General features: G+C 43.7%; 10 protein-coding genes. 5 read left to right on the top strand and 5 right to left on the bottom strand.

Features of this window, described 5'->3' with window-relative positions; all coding sequences use genetic code 11:
* Positions 1-10 precede the first annotated feature (10 nt).
* Positions 11-787, bottom strand: coding sequence for a molybdate ABC transporter substrate-binding protein (gene modA / locus ACFFGT_RS30270; protein ID WP_377026259.1), 777 nt, complete (start codon positions 785-787; stop codon positions 11-13).
* 221 nt (positions 788-1,008) lie between these two features.
* Between modA and ACFFGT_RS30265 the strand changes: the two genes are divergently transcribed.
* From ACFFGT_RS30265 to ACFFGT_RS30245, 5 genes are all read left to right on the top strand, one after another.
* A complete protein-coding gene (locus tag ACFFGT_RS30265) occupies positions 1,009-2,487 on the top strand; it encodes a glycoside hydrolase family 30 protein (RefSeq protein WP_377026258.1) in 1,479 nt (492 codons plus the stop codon).
* Between the two features lie 189 nt (positions 2,488-2,676).
* A complete protein-coding gene (locus tag ACFFGT_RS30260) occupies positions 2,677-4,587 on the top strand; it encodes a 7TM diverse intracellular signaling domain-containing protein (protein ID WP_377026257.1) in 1,911 nt (636 codons plus the stop codon).
* Positions 4,588-5,423: 836 nt separating this feature from the next.
* Positions 5,424-7,307 (top strand): glycoside hydrolase family 30 beta sandwich domain-containing protein, encoded by a 1,884-nt coding sequence (locus tag ACFFGT_RS30255; RefSeq protein ID WP_377026256.1) that lies wholly within the window; start codon positions 5,424-5,426, stop codon positions 7,305-7,307.
* A gap of 41 nt (positions 7,308-7,348) precedes the next feature.
* A complete protein-coding gene (locus ACFFGT_RS30250; protein ID WP_377026255.1) occupies positions 7,349-8,581 on the top strand; it encodes a family 16 glycosylhydrolase in 1,233 nt (410 codons plus the stop codon).
* Positions 8,582-8,646: 65 nt separating this feature from the next.
* Entirely contained in the window at positions 8,647-9,540 is an 894-nt protein-coding gene (locus ACFFGT_RS30245) for a hypothetical protein (RefSeq protein WP_377026254.1), read from the top strand.
* Between the two features lie 222 nt (positions 9,541-9,762).
* Here the strand turns inward: ACFFGT_RS30245 and ACFFGT_RS30240 are convergent, their stop codons facing one another.
* The 4 genes from ACFFGT_RS30240 to ACFFGT_RS30225 form a co-directional block, all read right to left on the bottom strand.
* A complete protein-coding gene (locus ACFFGT_RS30240) occupies positions 9,763-10,593 on the bottom strand; it encodes an MlaD family protein (protein ID WP_377026253.1) in 831 nt (276 codons plus the stop codon).
* Positions 10,590-11,381: an ABC transporter ATP-binding protein gene (locus ACFFGT_RS30235; protein ID WP_377026252.1), complete on the bottom strand. Its 792-nt coding sequence runs from the start codon at positions 11,379-11,381 to the stop codon at positions 10,590-10,592. Before ACFFGT_RS30235 ends, ACFFGT_RS30240 begins: the two co-directional genes overlap by 4 nt.
* 2 nt (positions 11,382-11,383) lie before the next feature.
* On the bottom strand, positions 11,384-12,163 hold the full coding sequence (locus ACFFGT_RS30230) for an MlaE family ABC transporter permease (RefSeq protein ID WP_377026251.1): 780 nt from the start codon (positions 12,161-12,163) through the stop codon (positions 11,384-11,386).
* A 98-nt stretch (positions 12,164-12,261) separates the two neighbouring features.
* Entirely contained in the window at positions 12,262-12,972 is a 711-nt protein-coding gene (locus ACFFGT_RS30225) for a pirin family protein (protein ID WP_377026250.1), read from the bottom strand.
* Between the last annotated feature and the right edge of the window lie 70 nt (positions 12,973-13,042).

Raw genomic sequence — 13,042 nt, 5'->3', positions numbered from 1 at the left:
AAAATACAAATTATTGCACCCGGTAACCATAGGCTTTAAAAATACTTTTTGCAGCCGGGCTTAAAATATAGTGGTAAAACTTTTCAGCAGCAGGATTATCCGCACCGTGCTTCAGGATCACGATGCCTTGCAGTATCGGATCATATGCTTTAGGGTCGATAACCTTATAATACAAGGGCGTTTTATCCCCCAGTTCTTTTACCAGCGATTGTGTAGTAAAACCAATATCGGCCACACCTGTGGTAATGTAAGTATTTACCTGCGAGATGCTTTCGCCATAAACTATTTTGGGCTTGGCATCATCCAAAATTCCTTTATCCAGCAGCGATTGTTCGGCGGCTTTGCCGTAAGGGGCGATGGCCGGATTAGCTATAGCTATTTTTTTTACCCTTGCCGTGAGCAGCAGGCGTTCCCAGTTTTCAAAACCAATGTTTTGTATGCTGCAAATGATCAGGCTGCCGGAAGCGTATACTACCGGTTTTTCTTTAGCGAAACCATTTTTAAATAATGTTTCCGGAAAGCTCATATCTGCCGATAAAAACACATCAAACGGAGCACCATTGCTGATCTGTGCTACCAGCTTGCCCGATGAACCAATAACAGCATCGATAGTAATCCCCGTTTTCTGCTTAAAATCTTTTTGCAATACCTCCATTACCGGCTGCAGGTTAGCAGCTGCCGCAACCCGGATATTTTGTGCATTTGCGGTTAAACTCACCGTAAATAGCATCGCTAATAAAAAAAATATAAATTTTATTGGCTTGGTATTGTATCGTTCGCTTTGCATCGGTTTTATAGTTTTTTGCCTTGCAGGCAATAGTTTCGTTTGGTATCGAAGCGTATCATAATTTAATAAAAACAGCCTTTTGATACCTTAACACCACAAATATACGCTTGTTATAACCATTCCCCGTTCATATATTAGTAATGTTCAGCCATTAAATAAACCCATTTTTAACAAAAATAAAGCTGTAAACATCGTGTATACCGGCTTTAAAATTACCCCTGATGAAAAATAATTTTACAAACGTTCTGTTAGCCTCATTTATTACCATCGGTGTTTTTAGCGGGGAGGCCTGCGGTAAAAAATCAACCGTAACCCCTCCTCCTGCTCCGCCTGTTACCCCGCCGGTAGTAACACCCACCAAAAGCGATGTTGCCATGTGGCTCACCACTGCCGATCAGGCAACCGTCTTTGCCAAACAAAATGCAGTTATCAATTTTAGTACAACTGCCGGCAGCGGCTCAACCATTGGTATTAATGCTGCCACCTCTTACCAAACTATTGATGGCTTTGGTTATTGCCTTACAGGTGGCAGCGCCATGGTGCTCAATAAGCTGACTGCCCAAAAGCAAGATGAAGTGCTGAAAGATCTTTTTGCAACCGATGATACCCACATCGGTGTAAGCTATCTCCGCATCAGCATTGGCGCCTCTGATATGAGCGCTACCGATTATACTTATGACGAAGTTACGTCTGGTACAGATGTCGATCTGAAAAACTTTTCTATCGATGCTGAAAAGGCCGATCTCATTCCTGTTTTGAAAAAAATCCTTGCCATTAACCCGAACATCAAAATATTAGGCAGCCCCTGGACAGCTCCTACCTGGATGAAAATTAATACCCTTGGCAACGGAGGTTTTAAAGGCGGCAGTTTAAATACCGCTTACTATGATGCATATGCCCGTTATTTTGTAAAATACATCCAGGCTATGAAAGCGGAGGGAATTACCATTGATGCCGTAACCCCACAAAATGAGCCGCTAAACGCATACAATAACCCGGCAATGTATATGCCGTCGAACGAACAGGCTAACTTTATCAAGAACAACCTTGGCCCGCAATTTAAAACCGCAGGCATTGCCACCAAAATCATTGTTTATGATCATAACGCCGACAATACCACTTACCCTGTAGATATTTTTAGTGATGCCGCAGCTAACCCTTATGTCGACGGTTCGGCTTTCCATTTATATAATGGCGATATTAATGCGCTCGGGCCGCTGCATGATGCTTTCCCGAACAAAAACCTTTATTTCACGGAGCAATATACCCCATCAAACGGCGGCTTTGGCGGTGATTTGTCATGGCATGTAAGCAACCTCATTATTGGCGCAACCCGTAACTGGTGCCGTAATGTGCTGGAGTGGAACCTCGCCACTGATACCGACTACGGGCCGCATACCGATGGCGGTTGCAGTACCTGCCGCGGTGCGTTAACTGTTACTTCATCTTCGGCGGTAACAAAAAATGTATCGTATTATATTATTGCCCATGCTTCAAAATTTGTAAGGCCGGGTGCTGTCAGGATCTCTTCTGACAATGTAGCCGGATTGCCAAACGTGGCCTTTAAAAATACCGACGGAACCACGGTACTGATCGTATTAAACTCAAGCGGTAGTCAGCAAAGCTTTAATATTAAGGTAGATGGAAAAACCGCTTCAAGCACTTTAGCCAATGGCTCTGTGGCTACTTATGTATGGTAAAAACCGTATATTAACAACAAATAGCTAAAAATTAACATTTTAAATAACTGTATAACGCACTTTTAATAGGAATAGAAAAATAAAAATATTATAATTGTATCCGGCCTGACGCTAACCAAACAACCATTTCTTTCGCGCCTGTAGTGAAACCACCATTACAGGTGCGAAATACATCCATCTGCCGAGCCTATGTTTAAACTATTACTGAGGTTTTTTATCGGTATTATTATGTTTTGCCTATGCTTTTCAACAGGCATAAGGGCTCAAACTATCGTACAAATAAACGATAATGTAAACCAGCACATTTTTGAATATAAGCAGATAATTTCTTTTGAAGATACAACCGGCAAGCTTGGCCTCGACGGTATTCATGCTGCTTACTTAGCCGGCAAGTTCGCATTTAACCAGCAGCCTACTCCTGTTACCCATCACAATAACTCAGTCTATTGGTACCGCATAAAAATTGGCAAGGCCAATGCCACCAACAACAACTGGATCCTGGAGTTTTTTGATCAAACCATTGATAGTATTACCGTTTATTCGCCCGTTAAAGATACTTACCGGGCTACGTCGCTTGGTAGCCGCCACCCTTTTGCCGCGCGCTTTTACAAACACAAAAACTTTAGTGTTAACATAAACAGCAACCACGGGCCCGATGATATTTATTACATCCGCATCCGCTCGGGCCATTCGGTTAATGTGATCATGGTATTGCGTACCGTAAGCCGGTTTATTGGCTACGCGCTCGATGAATATTTTTTCTTCGGTGTATTTTACGGCATGATCCTGGTTTTTGGCCTGTACAATTTCATGATGTTTATAGCTATGCGCCAGGTGCAATACCTGTACTACATTATCTATAACCTAAGCATCGGTCTTTACGAAATGTGTGCCGATGGCATAGCCTATCAGTACATTTGGCCAAACTACCCCGGCTGGAATACTTACGCCTATGGCATAGCCCTGTTTTCGGCCAGTATTTTTGCCATCCTTTTTGCTCAAAGCCTGCTCAATTTAAAAGTCAATGCTCCTCGTTTAAACAAGGTGATCAAGGGCGTTATCGTTTTCAGGTGTATTTATTTCCTGGCCTGCATTACATTTAATATGGCCTGGTTCAATTACAAGATCATTGAATTTTTGCCGCTAAGCATCTCTTTTTATGCCGGTTGCTATGTATTGATCAAAGGCTATAAACCTGCGCGGTTCTTTGTTATTGGTTATACCTTTCTGCTTACAGGCTTTGTTATTAAAACCTGTATCGCGCTGAATATCTGGTGGCTGCCCGTTACCGAATTTGATTACTATAGTCTCAGCGTTTGTTTTATTATGGAAATGCTATTCATTTCTTTTGCCATAGGAGATAAGGTACGCATCCTGAAAAAGGAAAAGGACGATGCCCAGCAAAGCATCATTGCACAAATGAAGCAAAACGAGGAACTGAAGGACACGCTGAACAGAAGCCTCGAAGCCCAGGTGCAGGAACGCACGCGCGAACTGGTAGAAAAATCATCCATGATAGCCGAGCAAAACGAAGAGCTTAAATCGGTTAACGAATTGCTGCAGCAACAGGCCGAAGAGATCTCGCGTATGAATGTGTTGCTCGAAAAAGACAACATCATCCTCCATAATGATATCGAAAAAGTAACCCACGACAGGGTGATGCTTACCGAGGTTGATTTTGAAGAGTTCAGCCGTATTTATCCAGATAGGGAAACCTGCTTCAAATTCCTGTCCGATCTGAAATGGGAACATGGTTATGCCTGCCGCAAATGTGCCAATACCCATTACGGCAGCGGGCACCTCCCCTACAGCCGCCGGTGTTCAAAATGTGGCTATGAAGAATCGGTGATCGCTTATACTATACTGCAAAACACCCGCATTCCTATCAACAAAGCGTTCTACATGATCTTCCTGATGTACTCAACCAAAGGCAAGATCTCTTCACATAAACTATCCGAAATCCTTTCCATCCGTCAAAGCACCTGCTGGGCTTATAGCTCACGCATTAAAAAAGTAATGGAGCTGCGTAAAAAAGAGATCAAAAATGCCGGGGATAAAGGATGGAGTAAATTGGTGATTGATAATAGTACAAATGCTTAACCACTAAGTTATTTAAGCGGGTTTCACGAATTAGCCTCCTATGGTGCAAGTCTTGAGCGATTGCCAGGAGGGCGGGTGACTTGTGACTTTAATCCGGACAGGCAAGTTTCCTGGACAGGCACAAGTGAGCATACCCCAATAGCGCAAGTCTTGTGCAGTTGCCATGAGGACAGATGACTTGTGACTTCATTCCGGACAGGCCCCAATGACGCAAGTCTTGTGCGGTTGCCATGAGGGCTGATGACTTGTGACTTTAATCCGGACAGGCACAAGTGAGCATACCCACTGTCAACCGCACAACACTTGCGCCAGAGAAGAGTCATCATGAGCCTGTCGAATAACACGCAGAGAGACCCTACCCACTATGCTTCGACAAGCATGACCCTTTTTTTAAGATACCTCCCCATATTTCCATACACTTATAGCTCATAGCTATATCATTCTATTATTTGCTTTTAAATTAATTGCGAAGTAAGCGTATCAGAAAAAAAAATTTATTGCAACAAAAACGTTGCACAGGGCATTTAAAGTAGTTTTTGTTATTTAAAACACTGTGATGCAAGCGTATTAAATTACATATAATATACTATAAATCAATTATTTACGAACATTTTACTTGATTGATCCGTTTAAATTACTGTAGATTTGTGATAACCAGTTTTAAGCTATACATAACCCTGCTTCATGGAAAACAGTATTGTCCTGGTGTATTTGACCTGTGCAATGCTTTGATATTCTTAAACAACAGTTAAATATTGTTTTACATATTGAATGTTGTATAGCGGCTTATGTGATGTTTTTTTGAATATCAAATCAATCAACTAAATAATAACTAAATGAAAATCAATTACAAATTAAAGCGGTTTGCAGTCCTCACCCTGCTTTCTGCCGCTGTTTTTTACTCCTGTAAAAAGAATGTAAACACCCCCGAAGCACCGGATCAAAAAACAAGCAGCACGGTAGCCCGCGCCGCCAACGAGGTAGTAAACGCCTGGGTTACCACTGCCGATCAATCAAAACTTTTGCAGGCACAAACCAGCTTTAATTTTGCCGCGGATGCCGGAACCAATGCCACAACCGTTACTGTAGATGAAAATCAAACCTACCAGGGTATCGATGGCTTCGGTTTTACCCTAACCGGAGGTAGCGCCGGGTTGCTTAACGGCCTTGGCAGCAATCAAACCAACGTACTCAACGAGCTTTTTGGCACCGCCAACGGACAAATTGGTATCAGTTATATCCGTATCAGCATCGGTGCTTCTGATCTTAGCTCCAGCGACTTTACCTACAACCAAACTGCCGGTGACTTTAACATGAACAACTTCAGCATCAGTGCCGAAAACCAGGACATGCTGCCAATTCTTAAAAAAATCATCGCCATAAATCCATCCATCAAAATTATAGCCACCCCGTGGACAGCCCCTACCTGGATGAAGGTAAATACCACCGGCAATAATGGTTACACAGGCGGCAGCCTGAATACCGCGGCAGGTTATTATGATGCATATGCCCGCTATTTTGTAAAATATCTTCAGGCTATGCAGGCACAGGGCATTACCATTGATGCTATTACTCCTCAAAACGAGCCACTTAACCCATACAATAATCCGAGTATGGTGATGCAGCCCAATGAGCAGGCCAACTTTATCAAAAATAATCTCGGCCCGCAGATCAGGGCGGCAGGTTTTCAAACCAAGATCATCGCTTACGATCACAATACCGACAGGATTGATTACCCCGAAACCGTACTGGCCGATGGCGGCGCTAATCCTTATGTTGATGGCTCTGCCTTTCACCTGTATGCAGGCGGCATAGCTGCTTTAACAGATGTTCATAACGCCTATCCCAGCAAAAACGTTTACTTTACCGAGCAATGGGTTGGCGCCCCAAGCAATTTTGGCGGCGATCTGTCATGGCATGTAAACACACTCATTATTGGTGCTACACGCAACTGGAGCCGTAACGTATTAGAATGGAACCTCGCTTCCGATCCAAATAATAACCCGCATACACCTGGCGGCTGCAGCACCTGTTTAGGTGGTATCACTGTTAGCGGTACATCTATCACCCGCAATGTGGGCTATTACATTATCGGCCACGCTTCGAAATTTGTAAGGCCGGGTGCTGTTCGCATTGCATCAAACCTATCGGGCAGTATCCAAAATGTGGCCTTCAAAAACACTGATGGCAGCAAAGTGCTTATCGCCCTTAATAATGGTTCGTCAAGCGTGAGCTTTAAAGTAAAATGGGGCGCTGAATCATTTACCTATACTTTAGCCGCGGGTGCTGTAGCAACCTTTAAATGGACTGGCACACAATCAAACGGTACTTCTACCGGTGCACCTATCGGTTCAACCATCACCCTTAAAGGCTTTAATAACCAATATGTAAGCAGTGAAAATGGCACACAGGCCATGAATTGTAATCGCCCTACGCCATCAGCCTGGGAGCAGTTTCTTGTTGTTGACGCTGGTGCCGGCAAAATAGCCCTGCAATCTATGGGCAAATATGTATCGTCAGAAAACGGCACACAGGCCATTACCTGTAACCGCACAACCTTTGGCGACTGGGAAAAATTTGACTGGATCCCTACAACCGACGGCAAAGTTACCATCAGGGGAAATAACGGCAAATTTATCTCGAGCGAGAATGGTACACAAGCCATGACCTGTACCCGGGCTACCGCATCGGGCTGGGAAGCGTTTGGTGTAAACCAATAATTACCTACAAAACCAATTAATTATTCACTAATACCATCATTATGAAACAACTTTTAAATTTTGCGAAAAGTGCTGCTACTGCATCGGCATTAATGCTTTTAATTTCATCCTGCAGCAAGGACCTGAACAAACCATCACCCGCTATTAAAACAGCCGATGAAACAACAGGCGGATCAACCACCACCCCAAGAGCGGGCACGCTGCTCTGGAGCGATGAGTTTAACGGTACCAGCGTTAACACCAACAACTGGAATATTGACAACGGCAACCCCGGCGTTAATAACGAAAAGGAGTACTACCAATCGGCAAACGCCACAGTATCAGGTGGTTTCCTTACCATTACAGCACGCAAGCAAACCGTTGGTGGTCAGCCTTATACCTCTGCTAAATTAACTACCGCGGGTAAATATCAGCCAACCTCCGGTCGTATTGAGGCAAGTATCAAACTTCCGGGGGTACAGGGCACCTGGCCGGCCTTCTGGATGCTGGGTGCAAACATCGGTACGGTGGGTTGGCCACAATGCGGCGAAATTGATATCATGGAGCAGGTAAATACCTCCAATACCATTTTGGGTACCATGCACTGGTACAATAACGGAGGCCACGTACAATACGGAGGCAGCACTACCACAACACCTACAGGCTTCCATACCTACGCGGTTGAATGGGATGCCAACTCCATTCGCTGGTATGTGGATAATACGCTGTATGTAACCGGTAACATCGCTGGTAACATCAACAACACCGGCGCGTTCCACAATCCGTTCTTTATAATCCTTAACCTCGCCATCGGCGGCGATTTGCCTGGTAATACCATTAACGACGGCGCATTACCATGCAATATGGTGGTTGATTATGTAAGGGTGTATGACCTGTCGGGCAGTAGCACTACGCCGCCTATTGGTCAAACCATTACGCTAAAAGGCTTTAATAACCAGTATGTTAGCAGCGAAAACGGCACGCAAGCAATGAATTGCAACCGCCCGACAGCATCGGCCTGGGAGCAGTTTACTGTAGTTGACGCCGGGGCCGGCAAAGTAGCGCTGCAGGCTATGGGCAAATATGTATCGAGTGAAAACGGTACACAAGCCATTACCTGTAACCGCACTACTGTAGGCGACTGGGAAAAATTTGACTGGGTGCCAACCACTGATGGTAAAGTAACTTTCAGAGGCAATAACGGCAAATTCATCTCAAGTGAAAACGGTACACAACCAATGACCTGTACCCGTGCAACAGCATCGGGCTGGGAAGCTTTTGGAGTAAACCAATAATTTAAAATGATATATTTAGCCTGCCCTTTTAACTAAGGGCGGGCTTCTTTTTTATAAACCTACTAATGAAAAAAATTACCGGCTTTTGTCTTTTATGGCTGATGATAAGCGCGCGCGCGTTATATGCCCAGTCTGGCGGAAACAAACTGCAGTTTGATATTACCGATGGCTATCAGCGCGAAAATTTTCACTGGTCGATAGCCGGCAACAGCAACGGTCAAAATCCCAATGTTTTTTCGGAACTGAAATGGACAAAGCTTGGCGGCCAAAGCATCGCAGCTTCCATTCAATACACTGTATATAAAAGACTTAGCGTTTATGCGGATTATACCCGACAATTCGTCACATCGGGCTCGGTAAATGATTCGGATTACAGCGGTGATAACCGCAGTGGCAATACTTATAATGAAACTTTTGATGCGGGCAAAGGCCGTACGCAAGGCTGGGCTTTGGGCGCAGGCTACCAGCTTGTAAAAAACAATTGGCTAAGCCTCACTCCTTATGCGGGATATAGTGATAGCAGGCAATACTTGTATTTATACGATAGCGACAACCGCTTTCCGGGTTTAAACAGCAGCTACCAAATTCAATGGAAAGGCGCGTTTATTAAAGCTATAGCATCTTTAAAACTCATTGAAAATCTGATGTTTAGCACAAATATCACCTACAACCAGGTAAGCTATAATGCCCAGGGCAACTGGAATTTGATCAGTACCTTTCAGCACCCGGTTAGCTATCGGCACCACGCTAACGGGTATGGCTTAAATATGAATGGCGCATTGGTTTACGCCATTACTAATCATATAGGCATACAGGCCGGGGCGGGCTATCTGCATTGGCAAACAGGTAATGGTACCGACGAACTTTATCTTAAAGGTGGCGAAGTTGACAAAACGCAGATGAATGGGGCGTTCAGGGATGGATTTAGAGTATTTGCAGGGATAGCTTTGAATTTATAATTGTTCCACGTGGCACATTATTATAATTATCTGATAATCAATAATATAAAACAAAAAAATCATTTCAATGGAGCAGGGAAAGGTTTTGAGTCCGGGGCGAAAGAGAAATCTTGTACGCCATACTTTAGCTCATGCATAATTCATTACATGGCGTACAAGATTTCTCCTTACGGCTATCCCACAATGCCCACTCTTGTTCGTCGAAATGACAAAGGTTTTTAATCAATTATCCCCCTTCTGTTTATCCGCAGCTTCCTTGGCGGCTTTCTCCTTTTGTTTTTCTGCTTCTTTGGCAGCTTTATCCTTATCCTTCTGAATTTGTTCCTGGGCTTTACGGATACTATCTTGCCTTTGTTGTTCACGTTTCTTTTTCTTGTTGAAAAAACCTCTCAACAAAAAATTATGCTGGGCCGCGGTAAGGTCCTCATTAAGGGTATTGGTTGTGGTATGAACGGTTTTCATTGTAGTTTGGGCCTGCTTAACGGTGCCTTCCAGGTCTCGGGCCATTTTATCGCTGTTAAGCAACCGGCCTATACTCCCCTGCCCGTTGTTGATCTTGGCTACTATGCCTGTCAAATTTTCGGTTAATGATTCGGCGTTGTCGGCCACACGGGTAAGTTTATTGATGATCCTATCTACATCAACCGGGTTTATCGAACCTAACTTTCCGCCATCTTCAATCTCTTCGTGGCTTACAATACCTCCCGGTGCTATCACCACCAGTTTATCGCCCATCAAACCGTCACTGCCTATGCTCAGCTTGGAATCTTTTTTAATGAACTTTTTAACGCTTTTATTCAGTGTGAGGTCAACCCGTACAGAGCTATCGGTTACTATATTAATGGATTGTACCACCCCTACGTTAATACCTGCAAAACGCACATTATTGCCCACCTGCAACCCGCTCACATTTTTAAAGCGGCCATAAACATGAAAAGTGGAATTGAACAGGCTTTTTTGATTACCTATTAAAAAGATTGCTACTAACAGCACTGCCAACCCTAAAAAGGTAAACAAGCCTATTTTTATTTTTTGAGATGACGTGGTTTTCATGCTGGTTCGTTAAAAAATGATCTGACCATTTCATTGTCCGATTTTTCGAGCTCTTTGTATGAGCCTTCGGCTATATACTCACCCTCATCCATTACCAGGATCCGGTCGGCCGTAATTCGGGCACATTCCATATCGTGGGTAATAATGATGGATGAAATCTTATATTTTCGTTGCAGGCGGTTGATCAGCTCACTGATCTCACGGGATGTAATAGGATCAAGCCCGGTAGTAGGCTCATCGTACAGCATAATTTCGGGGTTAACAATCAGCGTACGGGCAAGCCCTACCCTTTTCCGCATCCCTCCGGATAAGTCGGACGGCATTTTATCTATCGCATCAAGCAAACCAACGGCGTCCAGTACCCCTTCAACCTTTTTATCAATCTCCTGCTGGTCTTTTAATTTTAATACCCTGGTAAGCGGAAATTCCAGGTTATCCCTTACCGTCATGGAATCATACAGCGCACCACCCTGAAAAAGGAAACCTATCTTCATTCTAAGCTGTTTAAGATCATCATCTTCCATGGTAGAAACATCCTCGCCAAAAACTTTCAGCGTTCCGCCATCAGGCTTTAACATACCTACAACACATTGTATGGTGACCGATTTCCCCTGCCCGGATTTACCTAATACCACAATGTTCTCCCCTTTTTTCAGGTCGAAGCTGATATTTTTAAGCACCTGCTTTTTTCCAAAGGATTTTTTGATGCCTTTGGCATGGATCACCACCTCTTCTTTTTGGGCCGGAGCTTCTTTTTTTGCTTCGATATCTTCGTTTGTTTCTTTCATCTTTATTTATAAAATAACAAACTGGTTATCTGAACAGCTATCGCATCAATAATGAAGATCCACAAAGAAGCAGTTACCACAGCTGAGTTGGCCGCTATGCCCACACTCTCCGTACCTTTATCTGAATGGTAACCTTTATAACATCCCACAAAACCAACCGCAAAACCAAAAAGCACGGTTTTAACAACGGCCGGCAGCAAGTCGGTAAAATCAAGCGAGGCTATACATTTGTTGAAGTAAAGGGAAAAGCTGATATTATCGGTAAAGTTGAGTGCCAGGAAGCCTCCGAATAACCCAATGGCATCGCCTATGATGGCTAATAACGGGATCATGAAACTGGTGGCCAGTACACGAGTCACTACCAGGTATTGGATAGGGTTAGCACCCGATACTTCCATGGCATCAATCTGCTCGGTCACTTTCATACTGCCCAGCTCGGCACCAATGCTTGACGCTATTTTACCGGCACAGATGATAGCGGTGATTACCGGCCCTATCTCGCGGATAAGTGCTACCGCAAGTGTTTTGGGCAGCATGCTTTCGGCACCGAGCGAAATGAGCGAAGGCCGTAATTGCAAAATAAGCACCATGCCCATGATGAAGGAGGTAATGCCCACCAGCATCATGGAACGGTAGCCTATTTCGTAGCATTGCCTCACAAACTCCGACCATTCAAAGCCGCCGGTAAATATGTTACGGAAAAAGCGCGTAAAGAATAATACATAGTCGCCTATGCCTTCCATCCATTTTCTCCATCCGCTTAGTTCCTGCTGTGCTTCCATCAGTGAATCTTAAATAATTGTAAACAACAACAAAGCAGCGCTCAATTGTTTTTGAACTTTCAATAATATTCACTTTCTGGATTCAGGCTAAATACTGATTATGACATCGGTACATCAATGATCAGGAAACGGGATGGCTCTTCGGTTATAATTGTAAGTGAACTTGTATCATAAACGCCCAGCGCATCTTTTTTGTTTAAAACCTGGTTGTTTATTTTAGCCAGTCCATCCAGCACAAACACATAAGCACCATTACCCTGGATTTTAATATCATAGTTGATAGTTTGCCCTGCTTCAAATTCTCCCATCAAAAAGGTGGCATCCTGGTTAATCCAAAGCGTTCCTTCACTTTTTTGAGGCGAGATCAAGGTGGTTAGCTCATTCAATTTAAAACGATCTTTAAAATTCATCTGATCGTAACGCGGCTGGATATTCTTTTCTTTAGGATAAAGCCAGATCTGGAGGGTGTTCGCTGCCTCTTTATGCGATGCATTATATTCTGAATGGTATACACCGGTACCGGCCGACATCACCTGCACTTCTCCCGCATTTATTACACCTGTATTTCCCATGCTATCTTTATGCTCCAACCCTCCTTTTAAAGGGATGGTGATGATTTCCATATTATCATGAGGGTGACTGCCAAAACCACGGCCTGCAGCAATGATATCGTCATTCAATACACGCAGCGCACCAAAGTTCATTTTTTCAGGATTGTAATGTGATGCAAAGCTGAACGAGAAGTTTGCTTTTAACCAGCCTATATCATTATGTCCGCGTTCTGCTTCGGGATAAAATATTGTTTTCATGTTATTTTTGATTATATGTTTAAACACACAATATTTATTCCACAATTTAATAATGCGTATTTTTGCGGAA

The organism is Mucilaginibacter angelicae (genome assembly GCF_042434235.1).
Taxonomy (GTDB): Bacteria; Bacteroidota; Bacteroidia; order Sphingobacteriales; family Sphingobacteriaceae; genus Mucilaginibacter; species Mucilaginibacter angelicae.
The sequence above is the reverse complement of the archived record's forward strand: the minus strand, read 5'-3'. Positions and strand labels throughout refer to the sequence as shown.

What these genes read in the sequence shown, in the direction of transcription:
- ACFFGT_RS30245 (WP_377026254.1), top strand. Translation starts at nt 8,647, where the DNA reads ATGAAAAAAATTACCGGCTTTTGTCTTTTATGGCTGATGATAAGCGCG.
- ACFFGT_RS30255 (WP_377026256.1), top strand. Translation starts at nt 5,424, where the DNA reads ATGAAAATCAATTACAAATTAAAGCGGTTTGCAGTCCTCACCCTGCTT.
- ACFFGT_RS30260 (WP_377026257.1), top strand. Translation starts at nt 2,677, where the DNA reads ATGTTTAAACTATTACTGAGGTTTTTTATCGGTATTATTATGTTTTGC.
- ACFFGT_RS30225 (WP_377026250.1), bottom strand. Translation starts at nt 12,972, where the DNA reads ATGAAAACAATATTTTATCCCGAAGCAGAACGCGGACATAATGATATA.
- modA (WP_377026259.1), bottom strand. Translation starts at nt 787, where the DNA reads ATGCAAAGCGAACGATACAATACCAAGCCAATAAAATTTATATTTTTT.
- ACFFGT_RS30235 (WP_377026252.1), bottom strand. Translation starts at nt 11,381, where the DNA reads ATGAAAGAAACAAACGAAGATATCGAAGCAAAAAAAGAAGCTCCGGCC.
- ACFFGT_RS30265 (WP_377026258.1), top strand. Translation starts at nt 1,009, where the DNA reads ATGAAAAATAATTTTACAAACGTTCTGTTAGCCTCATTTATTACCATC.
- ACFFGT_RS30230 (WP_377026251.1), bottom strand. Translation starts at nt 12,163, where the DNA reads ATGGAAGCACAGCAGGAACTAAGCGGATGGAGAAAATGGATGGAAGGC.
- ACFFGT_RS30250 (WP_377026255.1), top strand. Translation starts at nt 7,349, where the DNA reads ATGAAACAACTTTTAAATTTTGCGAAAAGTGCTGCTACTGCATCGGCA.
- ACFFGT_RS30240 (WP_377026253.1), bottom strand. Translation starts at nt 10,593, where the DNA reads ATGAAAACCACGTCATCTCAAAAAATAAAAATAGGCTTGTTTACCTTT.